The sequence below is a fragment of the Streptomyces sp. NPDC031111 genome (assembly GCF_055570675.1).
Window position 1 is genome coordinate 20,350 of record NZ_JBVIGS010000011.1, and the last position, 20,975, is coordinate 41,324.

17 protein-coding genes are annotated in these 20,975 nt (G+C 71.3%); 8 read left to right on the forward strand and 9 right to left on the reverse strand.

Going from position 1 to position 20,975, the window contains the following annotated elements; all coding sequences use genetic code 11:
• Positions 1–85: 85 nt before the first annotated feature.
• Genes tkt through pgl form a run of 5 tightly spaced genes read left to right on the forward strand, consistent with a single transcriptional unit; the run spans position 86 to position 6,703 of the window.
• Entirely contained in the window at positions 86–2,173 is a 2,088-nt protein-coding gene (gene tkt / locus ACZ470_RS22695) for a transketolase (RefSeq protein ID WP_468429777.1), read from the forward strand.
• A gap of 34 nt (positions 2,174–2,207) precedes the next feature.
• A complete protein-coding gene (gene tal, locus ACZ470_RS22700; protein WP_468429779.1) occupies positions 2,208–3,326 on the forward strand; it encodes a transaldolase in 1,119 nt (372 codons plus the stop codon).
• A 4-nt stretch (positions 3,327–3,330) separates the two neighbouring features.
• The gene (gene zwf, locus ACZ470_RS22705) at positions 3,331–4,854 is read left to right on the forward strand and encodes a glucose-6-phosphate dehydrogenase (RefSeq protein ID WP_468429781.1); all 1,524 of its coding nucleotides are present in this window, start codon (positions 3,331–3,333) and stop codon (positions 4,852–4,854) included.
• The gene (opcA, locus tag ACZ470_RS22710; RefSeq protein WP_468429783.1) at positions 4,851–5,921 is read left to right on the forward strand and encodes a glucose-6-phosphate dehydrogenase assembly protein OpcA; all 1,071 of its coding nucleotides are present in this window, start codon (positions 4,851–4,853) and stop codon (positions 5,919–5,921) included. The genes zwf and opcA overlap by 4 nt, the downstream gene beginning before the upstream one ends.
• Complete coding sequence (gene pgl, locus ACZ470_RS22715; RefSeq protein ID WP_468429785.1) at positions 5,918–6,703, forward strand: 6-phosphogluconolactonase; 786 nt, start codon at positions 5,918–5,920, stop codon at positions 6,701–6,703. Before opcA ends, pgl begins: the two co-directional genes overlap by 4 nt.
• A gap of 122 nt (positions 6,704–6,825) precedes the next feature.
• Here the strand turns inward: pgl and ACZ470_RS22720 are convergent, their stop codons facing one another.
• The 5 genes from ACZ470_RS22720 to ACZ470_RS22740 all read right to left on the reverse strand — a co-directional run bounded on the left by ACZ470_RS22720 (position 6,826) and on the right by ACZ470_RS22740 (position 13,468).
• A complete protein-coding gene (locus tag ACZ470_RS22720; protein WP_468429787.1) occupies positions 6,826–7,665 on the reverse strand; it encodes a carbohydrate ABC transporter permease in 840 nt (279 codons plus the stop codon).
• Complete coding sequence (locus ACZ470_RS22725) at positions 7,662–9,026, reverse strand: ABC transporter permease (RefSeq protein WP_468429789.1); 1,365 nt, start codon at positions 9,024–9,026, stop codon at positions 7,662–7,664. The genes ACZ470_RS22720 and ACZ470_RS22725 overlap by 4 nt, the downstream gene beginning before the upstream one ends.
• A 5-nt stretch (positions 9,027–9,031) precedes the next feature.
• Positions 9,032–10,360, reverse strand: coding sequence for an ABC transporter substrate-binding protein (locus ACZ470_RS22730; protein WP_468429791.1), 1,329 nt, complete (start codon positions 10,358–10,360; stop codon positions 9,032–9,034).
• 34 nt (positions 10,361–10,394) lie between these two features.
• The gene (locus ACZ470_RS22735) at positions 10,395–12,014 is read right to left on the reverse strand and encodes a glycoside hydrolase family 13 protein (RefSeq protein ID WP_468429793.1); all 1,620 of its coding nucleotides are present in this window, start codon (positions 12,012–12,014) and stop codon (positions 10,395–10,397) included.
• A gap of 182 nt (positions 12,015–12,196) precedes the next feature.
• Positions 12,197–13,468 (reverse strand): ABC transporter substrate-binding protein, encoded by a 1,272-nt coding sequence (locus tag ACZ470_RS22740; protein ID WP_468429795.1) that lies wholly within the window; start codon positions 13,466–13,468, stop codon positions 12,197–12,199.
• A 128-nt stretch (positions 13,469–13,596) separates the two neighbouring features.
• Between ACZ470_RS22740 and ACZ470_RS22745 the strand changes: the two genes are divergently transcribed.
• The 3 genes from ACZ470_RS22745 to ACZ470_RS22755 are packed head-to-tail and all read left to right on the forward strand — an operon-like array spanning position 13,597 to position 17,186.
• Positions 13,597–14,112, forward strand: a complete 516-nt coding sequence (locus ACZ470_RS22745) for a PadR family transcriptional regulator (protein WP_468429797.1) — start codon at positions 13,597–13,599, stop codon at positions 14,110–14,112.
• Entirely contained in the window at positions 14,109–14,861 is a 753-nt protein-coding gene (locus ACZ470_RS22750) for an ABC transporter ATP-binding protein (protein ID WP_468429799.1), read from the forward strand. Before ACZ470_RS22745 ends, ACZ470_RS22750 begins: the two co-directional genes overlap by 4 nt.
• Positions 14,862–14,903: 42 nt before the next feature.
• Positions 14,904–17,186, forward strand: a complete 2,283-nt coding sequence (locus ACZ470_RS22755; RefSeq protein ID WP_468429800.1) for an FtsX-like permease family protein — start codon at positions 14,904–14,906, stop codon at positions 17,184–17,186.
• A 121-nt stretch (positions 17,187–17,307) separates the two neighbouring features.
• Here the strand turns inward: ACZ470_RS22755 and ACZ470_RS22760 are convergent, their stop codons facing one another.
• From ACZ470_RS22760 to secG, 4 genes are all read right to left on the reverse strand, one after another.
• Positions 17,308–18,267 carry a hypothetical protein gene (locus ACZ470_RS22760; RefSeq protein WP_468429802.1) on the reverse strand — a complete coding sequence of 320 codons (960 nt, stop codon included), beginning with the start codon at positions 18,265–18,267 and terminating at the stop codon, positions 17,308–17,310.
• A gap of 89 nt (positions 18,268–18,356) precedes the next feature.
• Positions 18,357–20,009 carry a glucose-6-phosphate isomerase gene (gene pgi / locus ACZ470_RS22765; RefSeq protein WP_468429804.1) on the reverse strand — a complete coding sequence of 551 codons (1,653 nt, stop codon included), beginning with the start codon at positions 20,007–20,009 and terminating at the stop codon, positions 18,357–18,359.
• Positions 20,010–20,114: 105 nt separating this feature from the next.
• Positions 20,115–20,450 carry an RNA polymerase-binding protein RbpA gene (locus ACZ470_RS22770; RefSeq protein WP_078066843.1) on the reverse strand — a complete coding sequence of 112 codons (336 nt, stop codon included), beginning with the start codon at positions 20,448–20,450 and terminating at the stop codon, positions 20,115–20,117.
• A gap of 222 nt (positions 20,451–20,672) precedes the next feature.
• On the reverse strand, positions 20,673–20,909 hold the full coding sequence (gene secG, locus ACZ470_RS22775; protein WP_208026456.1) for a preprotein translocase subunit SecG: 237 nt from the start codon (positions 20,907–20,909) through the stop codon (positions 20,673–20,675).
• Positions 20,910–20,975: the final 66 nt, after the last annotated feature.

Here is a 20,975-nt window from a genome sequence, read left to right on the forward strand (position 1 = left end):
ACGCACGTCCTACGGGGGTAGGCTCAACCTCGCCGGTGGGCCGTCACCGGCATCCGAAACATGTGGAGAGGAGCCCTGACTCAGGGTGAGCACAAAGCCGACCACCACAGACCTCGAGTGGACCGAGTTGGACCAGCGGGCCGTCGACACCGCCCGCGTCCTGGCCGCCGATGCCGTACAGAAGGTCGGTAACGGCCATCCGGGTACGGCGATGAGCCTGGCGCCTGCCGCGTACACCCTCTTCCAGAAGGTGATGCGGCACGACCCGGCGGACGCCGACTGGGTCGGGCGCGACCGCTTCGTGCTGTCCGCTGGCCACTCGTCCCTCACGCTCTACACCCAGCTGTACCTGGCCGGCTTCGGCCTGGAGCTGGACGACCTGAAGGCCTTCCGCACCTGGGGCTCGAAGACCCCGGGCCACCCGGAGTACGGCCACACCACCGGTGTGGAGACCACGACCGGCCCGCTGGGCCAGGGTGTCGCCAACGCGGTGGGCATGGCGATGGCCGCCCGCTACGAGCGCGGTCTGTTCGACCCGGAGGCCGCCGAGGGCGAGTCCCCCTTCGACCACTACGTCTACTGCATCGCCGGTGACGGCTGCCTCCAGGAAGGCATCTCCGCCGAGGCGTCCTCGCTGGCCGGGCACCAGAAGCTGGGCAACCTGGTGCTGCTGTGGGACGACAACCACATCTCGATCGAGGGCGACACCGAGACGGCCGTCTCGGAGGACACGGTCAAGCGGTACGAGGCGTACGGCTGGCACGTGCAGCGCGTGGCCCCGAAGCCGGACGGCGACCTGGACCCGAACGCGATCTACGACGCGATCCAGGAGGCGAAGAAGGTCACGGACAAGCCGTCCTTCATCGCCATGCGGTCGATCATCGCCTGGCCCGCCCCGAACGCCCAGAACACCGAGGCCGCGCACGGCTCGGCGCTGGGCGACGACGAGGTCGCGGCCACCAAGCGCGTACTGGGCTTCGACCCCGAGCAGGCGTTCGAGGTGACCGACGAGGTCATCGGCCACACCCGCAAGGCACTGGAGCGCGGCGCCGAGGCGAAGGCCGAGTGGGAGAAGTCCTTCCAGCAGTGGCGGGACAACAACCCCGAGCGCGCCGCCGAGTACGACCGGATCGCCGCCGGTGAGCTCCCCAAGGGCTGGCAGGACGCGATCCCGGTGTTCGAGCCGGGCAAGGGCGTCGCCACCCGTGCCGCGTCCGGCAAGGTGCTCCAGGCGCTCGGCGCCGTGGTCCCGGAGCTGTGGGGCGGCTCGGCCGACCTGGCCGGCTCCAACAACACCACCATCGACAAGACCTCGTCCTTCCTCCCGGCCGGCAACCCGCTCCCCGAGGCCGACCCCTACGGGCGGACGATCCACTTCGGCATCCGTGAGCACGCCATGGCCGCCGAGATGAACGGCATCGCGCTGCACGGCAACACCCGCATCTACGGCGGCACCTTCCTGGTGTTCTCCGACTACATGCGCAACGCGGTGCGCCTGTCCGCGCTGATGCACCTGCCGGTGACGTACGTGTGGACGCACGACTCCATCGGTCTCGGTGAGGACGGCCCGACGCACCAGCCGGTCGAGCACCTGGCCTCGCTGCGCGCCATCCCGGGTCTGAACGTCGTCCGCCCGGCGGACGCCAACGAGACCGCGATCGCCTGGCGCGAGATCCTCACCCGCTGGACCAAGGAGTTCGGCAAGGGAACCCCCCACGGCCTGGCCCTCACCCGCCAGGGCGTGCCGACCTACGAGCCGAACGAGGACGCCGCGCGCGGCGGCTACGTGCTGTTCGAGGCCGAGGGCGGCGAACCGCAGGTGATCCTCATCGCGACCGGTTCCGAGGTGCACGTCGCTGTCGAGGCGCGGGAGCGGCTCCAGGCCGACGGTGTGCCGACGCGGGTGGTGTCCATGCCGTCCGTGGAGTGGTTCGAGGAGCAGGACCAGGGGTACCGGGACAGCGTCCTGCCGCCCTCCGTGAAGGCCCGGGTCGCCGTCGAGGCGGGGATCGGCCTCACGTGGCACAAGTACGTCGGGGACGCCGGCCGCATCGTCTCCCTGGAGCACTTCGGTGCCTCCGCCGACGGCAAGGTCCTGTTCAAGGAGTTCGGCTTCACCGCCGAGAACGTGGCCGCCCAGGCCCGGGAATCGATCGCCGCAGCCCAGCGCTGACGCTCACATACGACACGTAGGAGATGGAATTTCCATGACAGACGCACTCAAGCGCCTTTCCGACGAAGGCGTCGCGATCTGGCTGGACGACCTGTCGCGCAAGCGGATCACGTCCGGCAACCTCGCCGAGCTGATCGACCAGCAGCACGTCGTGGGCGTCACCACCAACCCGACGATCTTCCAGAAGGCGATCTCCGAGGGCGACGGCTACGACCAGCAGCTCTCCGACCTCGCCGCCCGCAAGGTCACCGTCGAAGAGGCCATCCGCATGATCACCACGGCGGACGTCCGCGACGCCGCCGACATCCTGCGCCCGGTCTTCGACGCCACCGACGGCCAGGACGGCCGGGTCTCGATCGAGGTCGACCCGCGGCTGGCCCACAACACCAAGGCGACGGTCGCCGAGGCCCGGCAGCTGGCCTGGCTGGTGGACCGGCCCAACACGCTGATCAAGATCCCGGCCACCAAGGCGGGTCTGCCGGCGATCACCGAGACGATCGGCAACGGCATCAGCGTCAACGTCACGCTGATCTTCTCGCTGGAGCGCTACCGCGAGGTCATGGACGCCTACCAGGCGGGCCTGGAGAAGGCGAAGGCCAAGGGCCTGGACCTGTCGAAGATCCACTCCGTGGCGTCCTTCTTCGTGTCCCGCGTGGACACCGAGATCGACAAGCGGATCGACGCCCTGGGCACCGACGAGGCCAAGGCGCTGCGCGGCAAGGCCGCCATCGCCAACGCGCGCCTCGCCTACCAGGCGTACGAGGAGGTCTTCTCCACCGACCGCTGGTCCGCGCTGGAGCGCGAGGGCGCCAACCAGCAGCGTCCGCTGTGGGCGTCGACCGGTGTGAAGGACAAGGCGTACAAGTCCACGATGTACGTCGACGAGCTGGTGGCGCCGAACACGGTGAACACCATGCCCGAGGCGACGCTGGTCGCCACCGAGGAGCAGGGCGAGATCCGGGGCGACGCCGTCGCCGGCACCTACGAGCAGGCCCGCGCCGACCTGGACGCGGTCGAGGCGCTCGGCATCGCGTACGACGACGTGGTGCAGCTTCTGGAGGACGAGGGCGTCGACAAGTTCGAGGCGTCCTGGAACGACCTGCTGAAGTCGACCGAGGCGGAGCTCCAGCGCCTCGCCCCGTCGGAGGGCTGAAACCTTGTCGAGCAGCAACCCGCTGCGTGACCCCGCCGACCGACGGCTCCCGCGTATCGCGGGGCCGTCGGGCCTGGTCATCTTCGGCGTGACGGGCGACCTGTCCCGCAAGAAGCTGATGCCGGCCGTGTACGACCTCGCCAACCGGGGGCTGCTGCCCCCGGGCTTCTCGCTGGTGGGCTTCGCCCGCCGCGAGTGGGCGCACGAGGACTTCGCCCAGGTGGTCCACGACGCGGTCAAGGAGCACGCCCGCACCCCCTTCCGCGAGGAGGTCTGGCAGCAGCTCATCCAGGGCATGCGCTTCGTGCAGGGCACCTTCGACGACGACGAGTCCTTCGAGCGGCTGCGCGGCACGATCGAGGAGCTGGACAAGGCGCAGGGCACGGGCGGCAACTTCGCCTTCTACCTGTCGGTGCCGCCGCGTTCCTTCCCGGTGGTCATCCAGCAGCTGAAGAAGCACGGACTGGCCGATCAGACGGGCGGCTCCTGGCGCCGGGCGGTCATCGAGAAGCCGTTCGGGCACGACCTGAAGTCGGCCGAGGAACTGAACGCGATCGTCCACGAGGTGTTCGCCCCGGAGCAGGTCTTCCGCATCGACCACTACCTGGGCAAGGAGACGGTCCAGAACATCCTGGCGCTGCGCTTCGCCAACACCATGTTCGAGCCGATCTGGAACCGGTCGTTCGTGGACCATGTGCAGATCACCATGGCCGAGGACATCGGCATCGGCGGCCGGGCCGGCTACTACGACGGCATCGGCGCCGCCCGCGACGTCATCCAGAACCACCTGCTCCAGCTGATGGCCCTCACCGCGATGGAGGAGCCGGCCTCCTTCGACGCGGACGCGCTGGCGGCGGAGAAGACCAAGGTGCTCGGTGCCGTGCGGCTGCCGAAGGACCTGGGCCGGGACACGGTCCGCGGGCAGTACTCGGCCGGCTGGCAGGGCGGCGCGAAGGCGGTCGGGTATCTGGAGGAGGACGGCATCGACGCCTCCTCGAAGACCGACACCTATGCCGCCATCAGGCTGGGCATCGACAACCGCCGCTGGGCGGGCGTCCCCTTCTATCTGCGCACCGGCAAGCGGCTGGGCCGCCGGGTCACCGAGATCGCGGTGGTCTTCCAGCGGGCGCCGCACTCCCCCTTCGACACGACGGCCACCGAGGAACTGGGCTCGAACGCGATCGTCATCCGCGTCCAGCCCGACGAGGGCGTCACCGTCCGCTTCGGTTCCAAGGTGCCGGGCACGTCGATGGAGATCCGGGACGTGTCGATGGACTTCGCGTACGGCGAGTCGTTCACCGAGTCCAGCCCGGAGGCGTACGAGCGGCTCATCCTCGACGTCCTGCTCGGCGACTCCAACCTCTTCCCGCGCACGGAGGAGGTCGAGCTGTCCTGGAAGATCCTGGACCCGATCGAGGAGTACTGGGACGCGAACGGCAAGCCGGCCCAGTACCCGGCCGGTACCTGGGGACCCGTCGAGGCGGACGAAATGCTCGAGCGAGACGGACGGAGCTGGCGCCGGCCATGAAGACAGACCTCACGGACACCACGGCCAGCAAGATCAACAAGGCACTGGTGCAGGGCCGCCGGGCCATCGGCACACCGGCCGTCGGCATGGTGCTCACGCTGGTCATCGTGACGGACGAGGAGAACGCCTACGACGCGCTGAAGGCGGCCGGCGACGCCTCGCACGAGCACCCCTCGCGCACGCTGGTCGTCATCAAGCGCGTCTCCCGATCCCCCCGTGACCGCACCCAGTCCCGCCTCGACGCCGAGGTACGGGTGGGCGCGGACGCGGGCACCGGTGAGACCGTCGTGCTCCGCCTGTACGGCGAGGTCGTCGACCACGCCCAGTCGGTGGTGCTGCCGCTGCTGCTGCCGGACGCCCCGGTGGTGGTGTGGTGGCCGGTCAACGCCCCGCTGGACCCGGCGAAGGACCCGCTGGGCGCGCTGGCCCAGCGCAGGGTGACCGACACCTACGCCTGCGAGAAGCCGGTGGAGGAGCTCGCCGCCCGCGCGGACGCCTACACCCCCGGTGACACGGACCTGTCGTGGACCCGCATCACGCCGTGGCGTTCGATGCTGGCCGCGGCGCTGGACCAGGTCGCCTGCGAGGTGCAGGGCGTCGAGGTGGAGGGCGAGGAGTTCAACCCGAGCTGTGAGCTGCTGGCGATGTGGCTCGCGGACCGGCTGGACGTCCCCGTCAGGCGGTCGCGGTCCAGCGGCCCGGGGCTCACGGCGGTCCGGATGGACACCGACTGCGGGCCGATCGTGCTGGACCGTGCCGACGGTTCGCTGGCGACGCTGTCCATCCAGGGTCAGCCGAAGCGCGCGGTGGCGCTCAAGCGCCGGGACACGGCGGAGCTGATCGCGGAGGAGCTGCGCCGCCTGGACCCGGACGACACGTACGCGTCGGCGCTTCGCTACGGCGTGGAGCGCCTGAAGACCTCGGACGGGGGTGACGCTCCGGCCGCTCCGGCCGGTCCGGCCAAAGGAGGACCGGAAGCGGTCCCCGCTCCCGTCGAGGAGGCTGCGAAAGGTCCCGCGGCAGAGGCGACGGCGCAGGCCCCGGTGAAGAGGGCGGCGGCGAAGTGAGTACGGCACCGCAGCTGGTCGTGCACCGGGACAAGGAGCTGATGGCGCAGGCCGCGGCGGCCCGGCTGATCACGAAGATCGTGGATGCCCAGGCGTCGCGGGGTTCGGCCTCCGTCGTCCTGACCGGCGGCCGCAACGGCAACGGCCTGCTGGCCGCGCTGGCGGCGGCCCCGGCGCGGGACGCGATCGACTGGGCCCGGCTCGACCTGTGGTGGGGCGATGAGCGCTTCCTCCCGGAGGGCGACCCGGAGCGCAATGTCACCCAGGCCCGTGAGGCGCTGCTCGACACGGTGCCGCTGGACCCGAGGCGCGTGCACGCCATGCCCGCGTCGGACGGCCCGCACGGCACGGACGTGGACGCGGCGGCGGCCGCCTACGCGGAGGAGCTGGCCGCGGCGGCCGGTCCCGAGAACCACGGCCCGGTCCCGACGTTCGACGTCCTGATGCTGGGCGTCGGCCCGGACACGCATGTGGCCTCCCTCTTCCCGGAGCTCCCGGCGGTCCGGGAGACGGAACGCACGGTGGTGGGTGTCCACGGCGCCCCCAAGCCCCCGCCGACCAGGGTCACGCTGACCCTCCCCGCGATCCGGGCGGCCCGCGAGGTCTGGCTCCTGGCCGCGGGCGAGGACAAGGCGGAGGCGGCGGAGATCGCCCTCTCGGGCGCGGGAGAGATCCAGGCCCCGGCAGCGGGCGCCTACGGCCGAGCCCGCACGTTGTGGCTCCTGGACGCGGCAGCGGCCTCCCGACTCCCAAGGTCCCTGTACCCACCGGCGTCCGCATAACCCAGCCCGTCCGGCGTTTGAGGACGAGGCCCGAAGGGCCGAAAAAGGGGGTCTGGGGGCGAAGCCCCCAGGGACGGGACGGGAAGGGGCGGCGGGGGCGAAAACCCTCGACCGCCCCACCCCTACTTCACGGACCCCGCCATGACCCCCTGCACGAAGTGCCGCTGGAACGCGAAGAACACGACCACCGGCACCACGAGCGACAGAAACGCCCCGGGCGCCAGCACATCCACGTTGCTGCCGAACTGCCGAATCTGCGACTGAAGTTGCACAGTCAACGGCTGCGACGAACTGTCCGCGAACAGCAACGCCACCAGCATGTCGTTCCACACCCACAGGAACTGGAAGATCGCGAGGCTCGCGATCGCCGGCCGCCCCACCGGCAGCACCAGCCGGGTGAAGATCCGCCACTCGCTCCCCCCGTCCATCCGCGCCGCCTCCAGCATCTCCTTCGGCATCTCCGCGAAGTAGTTCCGCAGCAGGAACACCGCGAACGGCAGCCCGTACGCCACGTGGAACAGCACGACCCCGGGAATCGTCCCGAACAGCCCCAGCTGCCCGAAGAGTTTCGCCACCGGCAGCAACCCGATCTGCACGGGCACCACCAACAGCGCGACCACGACGAGGAACACCGGTTCCCGGCCGGGGAAGTCCAGCCACGCGAAGGCGTATCCGGCGAGCGCCGCCACGACCACGACCAGCACGGTCGTGGGCACCGAGATCAGCACGGTGTTCCAGAACGCCTGCGTGATACCGGAGTTCTCCAGCAGCGCCGAGTAGTTGTCGAAGGACAGCTGCCCGGGGCTGGTGAAGACCGTCCACCAGCCCCCCGTGGCCGTGTCCTCGGCGGACCGCAGCGAGGACAGGAACAGACCGGCCAGCGGAGTCATCCACACCAGCCCGATCACCACCAGGAACGCCTGCACCACCGCGTTGCCCAGGACACGCCGCACCGCGCTCATCGCTGACTCCTACGAAAACGACGGACGTTGAACACCATGGCCGGAATGACCAGGAGCAGCAGCAGGACGCCGAGCGCGCTGCCCAGACCCTGGTTGTTGCCGCCGCCGAACGACACCAGCCACATCTGTGTCGCGAGGACGGTCGCGTCCTCCTGCACCGGTCCGGGCGCGATGATGTAGACGAGGTCGAAGACCTTCATCACGTTGATCACCAGCGTCACGAAGACGACGGTGAGCACCGGCGCCAGCAACGGCACCGTGATCCGCCGGAAGATCTGCCACTCGTTCGCCCCGTCCATCCGCGCCGCCTCCAGGGCGTCCCGGGGCAGCGTGGAAAGACCCGCCCCGATCAGCACCATCGCGAACCCGGTCCAGATCCACAGGTACGCGCCGATGATCGCCGGTGTGACGAGCGCCGGGCCGAGCCAGGAGACGCCGTCGTAGGGCGCCGCGAAATTGGACGAGGGCAGCTTGAGGGCGTACGAGCCGCTGTCCAGCCCGGCGAACCGGAAGGAGCCGTCGGCCGCGGTGGTGGTGCTCGCGACCGTCTCCCCGTCGCGCACCGCCTCGACCGTCACCCCGGGCAGTCCGCTCTCCTTCCGGTCGACCGCGCCCGGCCGGCCTCCCCCGCCGGGCGTGAAGTCGAGGTAGACGACACCGCGCACCTCGTCGGCGCCGGCCTCGCGGGCCGCCGCGGCGGAGGCGGGTTCTGCGTCCCCCGGCAGATCCTTGGGGGCGACACCGACCAGCCCCAGTGCCGCCGTGCCGCCGGGCGAGACGTCCGCCCCGGTGCTGTACGACCCGTCCGCCCCCTTGGTCAGCCCCTCGCCGTCACGGGCGCGGGCGGTCGGGTAGGAGGAGGTGCCCTTGAAGGCGTCGTGGACGGAGACGACGGCCGCGTTGAGCACGCCCTTGTCCGGGTCCTCGTCGTAGGCGAGCCGGAAGATGATGCCGGCGGCGAGGAAGGACACCGCCATCGGCATGAACAGCAGCAGTTTGAAGGCGGTGGCCCAGCGGACCTTCTCCACCAGGACGGCCAGGATCAGGCCGAGCCCGGTCAGCAGCGTCGGTGCCACGACGACCCAGATCGCGGTGTTCCGGACGGCCTTGAGGGTGGCCGGGTCGCGGAACATCTCGGCGTAGTTCTCGCCGCCCACGAACCGGGTGCCGGAGGCGTCGAAGAGGCTGCGGCCGACGGAGAACAGGACCGGGTACACGACCAGCGCGCCCAGCAGGAGCAGCGCGGGGAACACGAAGAGCAGGGCGATGACCCGTCCCCGCCGGCGCGAGCGCCGGCCGTGCGCGCCGTCGGGGTGCGCGGGTGTCGGAGGGCTCGCCTCTTTCAGCAGTGTGGCGGTCACGGCCGTCAGTTCCCGTACGCCTTGGCCGCGGCGTCCTCGAGCTCGGCGGCGGTCTTGCGCGGGTCGGCCGGGTCGCGCAGGAAGTCCTGGAGGATCTTCCACTCACCGGTGCCCTTGGTGCCGCCGAAGGCCGCCGGGGCCTGGTCGGACATGTCGAAGCGGACCGAGTCGCCGGCCTCGATCAGGGACTCGGCGGTGGCGCGGGTGACGTCGTCGCCGTAGGAGGAGAGGTCGAGCTTCTTGTTCGGGGAGAGGAAGCCGCCCGCCTCGGCCCACACGGCGGCGGCCTCCGGGGTGGCCAGGTACTCCACGAGTGCCATCCCGGCCTCGCTGTTCTTGCCGTCCTTGAGGACGACGGCCGCGTCGCCGCCGCTGACGACGGGTGCCTTGCCGTCGCCGACCGGCGGGAAGGGGAAGAAGTTCGCGTCGGTGCCGATGGTCCTGCCGAACTGGTCCTTGGCGACGCCGGCGACGAAGTCGCCCTCGTAGACCATGGCGGCCTCGGCCTCGGGGCCGAAGACCTTCTCCACGGAGCCGGGGAAGTCGGTGTTGAGGGCCTCCTTCTGACCGCCGGCGACGAGCTGCTTGTCCTTGAAGAGCTTGCCGAGGGTGGTGAGTGCCTCGACCACGGTCGGGTCGGTCCACTTGAGTTCGTGCGCGGCGAGGGCGTCGTACTTCTCGGGTCCGGCCTGGGAGAGGTAGACGTTCTCGAACCAGTCGGTGAGCGTCCAGCCGTCCTGTCCGGCGACGGAGAACGCGGCGAGACCGGAGTCGGAGATGGTCCGCCCGTTCTCCAGCATGGCGTCGTAGGTCTTCGGCGGGGTGACGCCGGCCTGTTCGAGGGCGTCGGGGCTGTACCAGACGGTCGACTTGTGGGCGGCCTTGAAGTACAGGCCGTACAGCTTGCCGTCGACGCTGCCGTAGTTCTGCCACACGTCGGCGAAGTTGCCGCCCACCGTGGACCGCACCTTCTCGTCGAGGGGCTTGAGCCAGCCCTTCTCGGCGAACTGCTTGAGCACGCCGACCTGGGGGACCATCACGACGTCGGGGGCGTTGCCGCCCTCGATCTTGCTGCCGACGACGGTGGAGACGTTGTCGCCGGTGGACACGAACTGGGTCTTGGCGCCGGTCTTCTCGGTGAAGGCGTCGAGCACCTTCTGGAAGTTCTTCTGCTCGCTGCCGGACCAGACGCCGGCCACGGTGACGGTCTGGCCGTCGAGCGACTTGTCGCCGCCTCCGGCCGAGACGGGGTCGCCGCTGCCGCAGGCGGTCGCGCCGAGCGCGAGGACGAGGGCGGTGCATCCGGTGAGCAGGGTGGTACGTCGTCGCATCATCGTCGATGTCCCTTCGGGAGTGTCGGTCGGGCGTTCAGGAGCCGTCGATCCACCAGGCGGCGGTGGAGCCGGGGAGCACCCCGGGCGGGCAGGGGCCGCTGGCGAGCAGCGGGGTGCCGGCGACCGGGGCGGGTACGGGGGCCGTGCCGAAGTTGACGGCGCAGACCAGGCCGTCGCCGCGGGTGAAGGCGAGGACGCCGGGCTGGGTGTCCAGCCAGCGCAGCGTTCCCTCGCCCAACTGGGGCAGGGCAGCGCGCAGTTGCAGTCCGTCGCGGTAGAGGTGCCAGGAGGAGCGGGTGTCGGCGAGGGCGCGGTGGGTGGCGTACTCGGCGAAGTACTCCGGCTGCGGCAGCCACGGCTTGGCCCCCTCGGCGCCGGAGGTGAAGCCGAACGGGGAGGCCTGTCCCGACCAGGGCAGCGGCACCCGGCAGCCGTCGCGTATCCGGGCGCGACTGCCGGTGCGGCGGAAGATCGGGTCGGTGAGCACGTCGTCGGGCAGGTCGACGACCTCGGGCAGGCCCAGTTCCTCGCCCTGGTAGATGTACGCGGCGCCGGGCAGCGCCAGCATCAGCAGGGCGGCGGCGCGGGCGCGGGCGGCGCCGAGCCCGCTGCCGCCGGCGGGTTCGCCGTAGCGGGTGACGGTGCGGACCTGGTCGTGGTTGTTGAGGACCCAGGTGACGGTGGAGCCGGTGCCGGCGATGTCCTGCATGGCCTCGGAGATGACCTTGCGGAAGGCGTCGGCGTCCCAGGGGGCGCCGAGGAGGTCGAAGAAGAAGGCCTGGTGGAGCTCGTCCTCGCGGACGTAGCGGGCGTGTTCGCGGGCCGTCGGCACGGACACCTCCCCGACCAGGAGCCGTTCGCGGCCGTCGCGGGCGGTGTACTCCTCGCAGACGGCCCGCCAGTGCCGCCACACCTCGTGCACCTCGGGCTGGTTCCAGGCGAGCGGGTTGACCGAGTCGCGGGTGCGGGCGTCGGCCTCCGGGTCGGGTGAGTCGGGCAGTTCCGGGTGCTTGAAGAGGCCCGCGGCGACGTCGATGCGGAAGCCGTCGACGCCCCGGTCCAGCCAGAACCGGAGGGTTTTCTCGAACTCGGCGGCGACCTCGGGCTCGCGCCAGTTCCAGTCGGGCTGTTCGGGCGTGAACATGTGCAGGTACCACTGGCCGGGGCGGCCGTCCGGCTCGGTGACCCGGGTCCAGGCGGGGCCGCCGAACATGGCGTGCCAGTTGTTGGGCGGCTCGGCGCCGTCGGGTCCGCGGCCGGCGGCGAAGTGGAAGCGGGCGCGTGCGGGGCTGCCGGGGCGGGCGGCGAGGGCCTCGCGGAACCAGGGGTGCTCGCTGGAGCAGTGGTTGGGGACGATGTCGAGCAGCACCTTGATGCCGAGCCGGCGGGCGGCGGCCACCAGCAGGTCGAACTCGGCGAGGTCGCCGAAGACGGGGTCGACGTCGCGGTAGTCGGCGACGTCGTAGCCGTGGTCGTGCTGCGGAGAGGGATAGAAGGGGCTCAGCCAGATGCCGTCCACGCCGAGCTTCCTGAGGTAGGGCAGCCCCGCCCTGACCCCGGCGAGATCGCCGATGCCGTCACCGGTGCTGTCCAGAAAGCTGCGGACGTACACCTGGTAGATCACCGCGTCACGCCACCAGTGGTGCCTGTTCACCCCGTTGACCTGTCTGTGAGGAGCGCTGTTCGTTATGCATGCATGTTAGGTAGCGATGTCGCGAGGGTGTCAATGAACGTACCCAAGCTACTGACGAGTTGACGGGTGCATACCGGAACTCAATGGCACATAACGGGCACGTTTGAGACGTCCGCGTTACCTAACAAGTAACTACGGAGGGTCTAGCGAGAGGAGACGGCGGCGAGTTCGGTCGCCAGCCGGCGCACCGCGGCCTCGGGCGTCTGCCGCCCGGTCATCGCGTCGTGCACCACCGCCTGCACCACCAGGCTCACCTGGTCGTAGCGCGGGCTCTTGGGGCGCGGGGCGGCGGCGAGCACGCTCTCGCGCAGGGTCGGCAGATAGGGGAAGCGCCGGACCAGTCCGGGATCGTCGTAGAGCGCGGCCCGCACCGGCGGCAGGGCGCCGCGCGTGAGGACCTGGCGCTGCACGCGCTCGCTGGTGAGGTACGCGATCAGGCGGGCGGCGGAGTCGGGGTGCCGGGCCTGGCTGCTGACGGCCAGGTTGGAGCCGCCGAGGACACTCGTCCCCGGGCCGTCCGGCCCCGGCAGCGGTACGGCGCCGACCTTGCCGGCGACCTCGGAGCCCGGGGCGGAGGCGGCGACGTAGGCGTAGGGCCAGTTGCGCAGGAAGAGCAGCCTGCCGTCCTGGAAGGCCCGCTTGGACTCCTCCTCCTTGTACGTCAGCGCCTCTCGCGGTATCCAGCCCTCGCGGACCCCGCGGGCGAGGAAGCCGATGCCCTCGGCGGCGGCCCGGGAGTTCACGGTGACGCGTTCGCCCTCGTCGCCGAGGATGGTGCCGCCCGCCGAGTAGACGGCCTCGGCGGCGTTCACGGTGAGCCCCTCGTAGGGCAGGAACTGGCCCGCGTAGCCGTCGAGGCCGTGCTCCGGGGCGACGGTCCTCGCGGCCCGCTCCAGTTCGGCCCAGGTCCGCGGCGGCGGGACACCCGCGTCGGCGAGGACGTCCTTGCGGTAGAGGAGCAGCCCGGCGTTGGTGACGTACGGGACGGCGTACAGGCGCCCGTCATAGGTCGCCGTGTCCACGACGCGGGGCAGGAAGGTGCCGAGCGGGAAGCGGTCGCGGGGCAGCGGGCGGATCCAGCCGGCGGCGGCGAACTCCGAGGTCCAGCTGACGTCGATGTTGAGCACGTCGAACCGGCCGCGCTCGGCGCCGCGCAGGTCGGTGATCATCTGCGCCCGGGTCTCGTCGGCGGAGTCGGGCAGCTCGACGAGCGTGACCCGCTCGCCGGGGTGGGTGCGGTTCCAGCCGTCGAGCACGGAGCCGAGATAGCCGGTGAGGTCGCCCGCGGTGGCCAGGGTGAGCGGTCCGCGACCGCTCCCGTCGCCCTCGTCGGCCCGCGCGCCGGAGGCGACGTAACCGGTCAGGACGACGATCAGGACGAGGAGGCCCCTACCCGCGGCATGGATCCACCGCATAGGTTCCTCCCTGTAACACCGGCACCCCGGGCACCATCGCCCGGCGGTCAGTGGCCATGTATACCTGTTAGGTATGCGCGATACTAGAGCCCGGTGCACATTACCCACGGGCGAGGAGGAGAGCACGAGTGCGGCTGCCCCTCCTCGCGCTGCTCGCCCGTGGTCCGGCCCACGGCTACGAGCTCAAGCAGGACCTTGAGCAACTGCTGGGCTCCGCGTACCCTCAGCCGAACGTCGGCCAGATCTACGTCACCCTCGGCCGCCTCGAGAAGTCGGGACTGATCGAGGGCGAGGACGTCGAGCAGTCGAGCCGGCCCAACAAGAAGGTCTACCACCTCACCGACGCCGGGCGGGAGGCGCTGCGCGCCTGGTACGAGGAGACGGCGGACGAGCCGCGGGTGCGGGACGAGTTCTTCATGAAGCTGGCCCTGGCCCCGCAGACCGGTCTCGCCGACCAGATCTCCCTGATCAACAGGCAGCGGCGCCAGTATCTGAACACCATGCGGCAGTTGTCGAAGCTGGCCGCCGCCGAGGACCGGGACAACCGCATCTCCCATCTGCTGATCGAGGGCGCGATGCTGCATCTTCAGGCCGACCTCGACTGGCTGGAGCGGTGTCAGGAAGAGCTGGAGGAGCTGGAGTGAGCGAGAGCACCGCTCCCGTGCTGCGCGCCGAAGGCCTGGTCAAGACGCACCACGGCGAGGGCGCACCGGCGCACGCCGTACGCGGCGTCGATCTGCGGGTGGCGCGCGGCGAGTTCGTGGCGATCACCGGCCCGTCCGGCGCGGGCAAGTCGACCCTGCTGCATCTGCTCGGCGGGCTCCAGCGGCCCGACGCGGGCAGCATCTGGCTGGACGGCGAGTGCACCGACGGCTACGGCGAGGCGCGTTGGGCGGTCGAGCGCCGCAAGCGCATCGGGATCGTCTTCCAGTTCTTCAACCTCGTCTCCGACCTGTCGGTCGCCGACAACGTGGAGCTGCCCGCCCTGCTCGCCGGGGTGCCGCCGAAGAAGGCGCGCGCCGGGCGGGAGGAACTCCTCGCCGAGCTGGGTCTGGAGGGCAAGGAGCGGAGCATGCCGGGCGAACTGTCCGGCGGTGAGCAGCAGCGGGTCGCGCTCGCCCGGGCGCTGGTCAACCATCCGCCGCTGCTGCTGGCCGACGAGCCCGCGGGCAGCCTGGACAGCAAGGGCACCCGCGAGGTGATGCGGCTGCTGTCCCGCTTCCACGGGCGGGGCCAGACGATCCTGCTGGTCACGCACGACGCCCGGCTGGCGAGCGCGGCCGACCGCGTGATCAGCTTCTTCGACGGCCGGATCGCCGACGACGCCGAACTCGACGGCGGCACACCGCCGCGCCGGGCCGGGACGTCCGGCGTGCTGGAGCTCAAGGACTGACATGGGCCATCACGACCGCCCCCGGCCGAGGGGCTGAGGCCGGTGCGGGCCACCCTGCGCTGGGCGCACTCCGATCTGCGCACGCACCGCGGCGAGGCGCTGTTCCTGGTTCTCGCGACCGCGGGCATCGTCGCGTCCCTGCTGCTGGCGGCGGCCCTGTTCGGGTACGCCACCAACCCCTGGCAGCGCGTCTTCACCCAGGCACACGGCGCGCACGTCACGCTGCACACCACCGCCTCCGCCGACGCCGGCAGGCTGGCCGCCCTGGACGGCGTGGAGTCCGTCGCCGGTCCCTACCCCACGGCCGCGACCACCCTCGCCTCCCCGGGCGGCCGTGCCTCCGTCGAACTGCGCGGCACCCCGGAGAAACCCGAGGTGGGCCGTCCGCTGATCACCTCGGGGCACTGGCTGGACCCGGCGACCCCGGACGGGGTGGTCCTGGAGAGCCGGCTGGCCCGGGCCCTGCTGACGGCACCCGGTGACACCCTCACCGTGCCCGGCACCGCCCGGAAGCTGACCGTGGTGGGCGTCGCCGACACAGCCGAGCCCCGCTACCGGACGGGCGAGCGGGCGGGCCTGGTGTGGGCCCTGCCGTCGGCCGTGGCGGATCCGGGCGGCCAGGTGGTCGGGCTGCGGCTGGCCGACCCGGGCGACACCGGGTACGCCGTGCAGCGGGCGGTCACCGAGCTGGGCGCCGGGGCGATCGGCGAGGTGGCGACCTGGCAGCAGGCCCGCGCCGAGGCCCAGGGCGACAACCGGCTGCTCGGCCAGGTGCTCGGGCTGTTCGGACTGGGCGCACTGCTGGCCGCCGGGTTCGCCGTGCACGGGGCGATCGGCACCCGGATCCGGGGGCATCTGCGGGACATCTCCATCCTCAAGGCGATCGGCTTCACCCCCGGTCAGGTCGTACGTGTCTTCCTGATCCAGCACCTCCTCTACGCCCTGCTCGGTGCCGTGGCCGCCGCCGTGCTCACCGAGGCGCTGGGCGGCGCGGTGCCGGGCCGGCTCGGGGACGCGGTCGACGTGTGGCAGGGGCTGCCCGGACACACCGTGGCGCTGTTCACGGTGCCGGTCGGGGCCGTGCTGTTCATCGGCGCGACCACCGGGCTGGCCGCCTGGCGGGCGGGACGGGTGCCGCCGGTGCCGGTGCCGCGCCCGGCGGCGGCCCCGTCCGGGCGCCTGACCGGCGTGGCGCGACGGGCGCTGGGCGCGCGGGTGCCGCCCGCGCTGGTGCTGGGCTGGCACAAGGCGTTCACGCGCCGCCCGCGTTCCCTGGCGGCGGTGGGCAGGCTGGCGCTGCCGCTGCTGCTGATCGTCGTGGCGCTGAGCGCCTGGACCACCATCGACCGCTTCCACAGCAGCCCCGAGCGGATGGGGCTGCCCACCGCTCTGAGCGTCCGCGCGGACGCCTCGCTGGGCGACCGGGAGGCCCACGCGCTGCTGGAACGCGATCCGCAGGTCGCCGCCGCCTATCCGGGCGTGGAGGTGGCCGCGCTGGTCCCCGGCCAGACCGCCACGATCGCCCTGCGCGGCCTCGGCACGCACGCCGAGCCGTACCCGTTCACGCTGGCCGAGGGCCGCGCCGCGCGCGGGCCGGACGAGGCGGTGGCCGGGCAGGGGCTGCTCGACCTGCTGCACGTGCGGGTCGGTGACTGGGTGCGGATGACCGTCGGCGACCAGCCGCAGATCCTGCACATCGTCGGCCGCAGCATCGAACCGGAGAACGCCGGCCGGGTCATCTCGACCTCGCTGGACACCCTCCGCGCCAACGACCCCGGCCTGCGGCCCGCCCTCTACCAGCTCCGGCTGGACCCCGGCGCGGACCCGGGCGCGGTCGCCGGGCGGCTGACGGCCGCGGGGCGCGGCCATCTGGACGTGCACACCGTGACGAACCCGGCCGACGGGCTGTCCCCGCTGCGGGCGGTCGTCCTCGGGCTGGTCGTGGTCCTCGCGCTGATCGGTCTGATCGAGCTGCTGACGGCGATCGGCGGCACGGTCCGGGAGGGCGAGCGCGATCTGCTGGCGCTCAAGGCCATCGGCCTCTCGCCCCGGCAGATCACCGCCGTCACGGTCACCGCCACCGCCGGTACGGCACTGGCGGCCGTGCTCCTCGCCACGGCCCTGGGGCTGCCGCTGGCGCACTGGCTGATCGACGCCCAGGGGAGGTCGAGCGGCATCGGCGCCGGGATCGCCCAGGGGCCCTCCCCCGTCCTCCTGCTGCTGCTCGGCACGGCCGCCGTGCTGGGTGCCGCGACCCTCGCCGCCCTCCCCGCCGCGCGGGCGGCCCGGCGGCGCCTCGCGGACACGCTGAGCGCGGTGGCCTGACTTCCTTCAAACGCCGGAGGTGCTGAATTCAGCCCCTCCGGCGTTTGAGGAGCGGGGGTCCGGGGGCAGCGCCCCCGGGGACGGGAGCGGGAAGGGGCGGCGGGGGCGAACACTCCCGGCGTCAGCCGCCGTAGGGGCCCCGCGGGTTCCGCGGGTGGTACGGCGGCTGCGGATGCGGGGCGTACGGGTTGGTGCCCGCGCCGGGCGCGTAGGGGTTGCCGCCCATCCCGGGGACGTACGGGGGCTGCTGCGGCTGCGGATGGCCGTAGGGGTTCCCCTGCGGCGGTACGTGCGGCAGTCCCGTCGGCATCGGCGGGGTGGGGCCCGGGGCCGGCGGGAGGCTCGCCGGGTGGGTGCCCAGCCGGATGCCGTAGCGCCGCTTCAGCCGGCCCATCTCCGTCAGGGCGATCGCCGTGACCGTGACCGGGGCGCCCAGGATGAAGACGATGCCCATGGTGAGGCCCAGCCCGTGCAGATCGCCGGTGACGAGGTCGGGGATCGCCATCAGCCAGCTGGTCACCGTGGCGAGCAGCGCGGGCAGACAGCGGTGCACGGCGGCCGTGCCGAAGAAGTTGCCGGAGACCCGCACGGCTCCGTTGGCCACGAAGACGAGCATCCACATCATCGTCAGACCGGCGCCCAGGATCACGGCGACGTTGCCCCCGGCCGAATTCGTCGTCTGCACCAGCAGCACCACGGCCACGACGCAGCCGATGAACAGCAGCAGCAGTTTCAGGGCGTTGAAGAGCGGCACCCGCAGCTGGCGGACCGTGCCGGTGCGCCGCCACACGAAGAGCATCACGCCGACGGTCAACGGGGTGATGAACAGCAGCACCGCCGAGGCGGTCAGCGCGTTCTCCAGCAGTTCCGTGACGGCGAAGCCGCCCTCGATGTAGGTGTAGACACCCAGCGAGGCCACCGCGCCGGCGATGATCCGGAAGCGTTTGAGCCGCTCGATGGTGGGGTCGAGCGAGTCCGGGATCCAGGCCGGGTGGAACACCGCGCGGGCGAAGTGGTGAGGCATGAGCACGGACCGGAGTGTCAGCGTGCCACCGGTCCAACTTCCGGGCGTACGTGCCACCTTGTGCTCCCCCGAGCGCTCGCTGTGATGAACGCGGTGGATTCTACGGTAAGCGGACGGCGCCCCGCCGCCCGCTTACCGCACCGTGCTCACTGCCGCCCGCGCAGCTCCCGGTAGGTGGCGACCAGGGCCTTGGTGGAGGCGTCCAGGCCCGGCACCTCGGCCCCTTCGGTGAGCGCGGGCTCGACGCGCTTGGCGAGGACCTTGCCGAGTTCGACACCCCACTGGTCGAAGGAGTCGATGTTCCAGATCGCGCCCTGCACGAACACCTTGTGCTCGTAGAGCGCGACGAGCTGGCCGAGCACGGACGGCGTGAGCTCGCGCGCGAGGATGGTGGTGGTGGGGTGGTCGCCCTTGAACGTCTTGTGCGGGACGAGTTCCTCCGGCACCCCTTCGCCGCGCACTTCGTCCGGCGTCTTGCCGAAGGCCAGCGCCTGGGTCTGGGCGAAGAAGTTGGCCATCAACAGGTCGTGCTGCGCCTTGAGTTCGTCGCGCAGCTCGGCCACCGGCTCGGCGAAGCCGATGAAGTCGGCCGGGATCAGCTTCGTCCCCTGGTGGATCAACTGGTAGTAGGCGTGCTGCCCGTTGGTGCCGGGCGTGCCCCAGACGACCGGGCCGGTCTGCCACTCCACCTCGCGTCCGTCCCGGCCGACGTACTTGCCGTTGGACTCCATGTCGAGCTGCTGGAGGTAGGCGGTGAACTTCGACAGGTAGTGCGAGTACGGCAGCACCGCGTGCGACTGCGCGTCGTGGAAGTTGCCGTACCAGACGCCGAGCAGGCCAAGCAGCAGCGGCACATTGGACTCGGCGGGAGCGGTGCGGAAGTGCTCGTCGACGATGCGGAATCCGTCGAGCATCTCCCGGAAGCGGTCCGGGCCGATGGCGATCATCAGCGAGAGGCCGATCGCGGAGTCGTAGGAGTAGCGGCCGCCCACCCAGTCCCAGAACTCGAACATGTTCGCCGTGTCGATGCCGAACTCGGCGACCTTCTCGGCGTTCGTGGAGAGGGCGACGAAGTGCTTGGCGACGGCTGCCTCGTCCTTCAGGGCGTCGAGCAGCCAGGTGCGCGCCGAGGTGGCGTTGGTGACCGTCTCGATGGTGGTGAAGGTCTTGGACGCGACGATGAACAGCGTCTCGGCCGGATCCAGGTCGCGGGTGGCCTCGTGCAGGTCGGCACCGTCCACGTTGGAGACGAAGCGGACCGTGAGATCGCGGTCGGTCCAGGCGCGCAGCACCTCGTACGCCATGGCGGGGCCCAGGTCGGAGCCGCCGATACCGACGTTGACGACATTGCGGATGCGCCTGCCGGTGTGGCCGGTCCACTCGCCGGAGCGGACCCGGCCGGCGAAGTCGGCCATCCTGTCGAGCACGGCGTGCACGGCCGGAACGACGTTCTCCCCGTCGACCTCGATCACCGCGTCCCGGGCGGCCCGCAGCGCGGTGTGCAGCACGGCCCGGTTCTCGGTGGTGTTGATCCGCTCCCCGCGGAACATGGCGTCACGCAGCCCGAACACATCGGTGGCGGCGGCCAACTCCCGCAGCAGCCGCAGGGTGTCGTCGGTGACGAGGTGCTTGGAGTAGTCGACGTACAGGTCGCCGACCCGGAGGGTGTACGCGGTGCCGCGGCCGGGGTCGCCGGCGAACAGCTCGCGCAGCCGCACCTCACCCAGCTCCTCACGGTGCTTGGCCAGTGCGGTCCACTCCGGCGTCTGGTTGAGCCTGGTACGACCGTCTGCGTTCATCTCGGACTTCAGCCTTCTTCCTTGGGTGTCCCCGCTGTGCCGGCTGTGCCCAACCTAATTGATCAGCGGTGAGGAAGACCGAGGGTGTCCGGAGTCCGAGCCGGTCTAGATCTCGCCCCGTAGTTTGGCGAGCGCCTCGGCGAGGATCGCCTCGCCGTCCGCGTCGCTGCGCCGCTCCCGCACATAGGCGAGGTGGGTCTTGTAGGGCTCGGTGCGCGGCGGGTCCGGGGGGTTGTCGCGGTCCTGTCCGGCCGGAAAGCCGCAGCGGGGGCAGTCCCAGGTATCGGGCACCTGCGCGTCGCTTGCGAAGCTCGGCTGTGTCTCGTGCCCGTTGGAGCACCAGAAGGAGACGCGCAGCCGGGGCGCGGACTCGCCGCGCTCGGCCTCGCCCATCGGCCCCGCCCCGACCCGGCTTCCCCGGATCGCGTTGCCACTTGCCACGGTCGTAACTCCCTGCGTGATGGTGCCGCGAAGCGAGTCGGCGTTCCGCTTCGCTGCGAGCGCCTCAGTCTACGTAAGGCCCAACGCGCGTCCAGTGGTAGGAGTTACCTGCCCCCGCATCCAGACGCAAGCCCCATGATAGGCCGCGCTCAGCTGCGCGTACCCAACATGGGGCCTTACGTGGGGAATGCGGGGGTGATGCGGGCGGATCGTGCCCTCGGGTCAGTTGTTGACCTTCATCATGATGCCGAGCACGACAATGCACGCAAACCACAGCAGACCGACCACGACGGTGATCCGGTCGAGGTTGCGCTCGGCGACCGAGGAGCCGCCGACGGAGGACTGCATGCCACCACCGAACATGTCGGAGAGGCCGCCGCCCTTCCCCTTGTGCATCAGCACCAGCAGCATCAGCAGCAGGCTGAAGACGATCAGGGCGATGGAGAACCCCAGAACCACGGCTGGACCAACTTCCTCGGATGCGGATGGACGACGCGGGGCCCAGCACACTGCTGGACCCCGCAA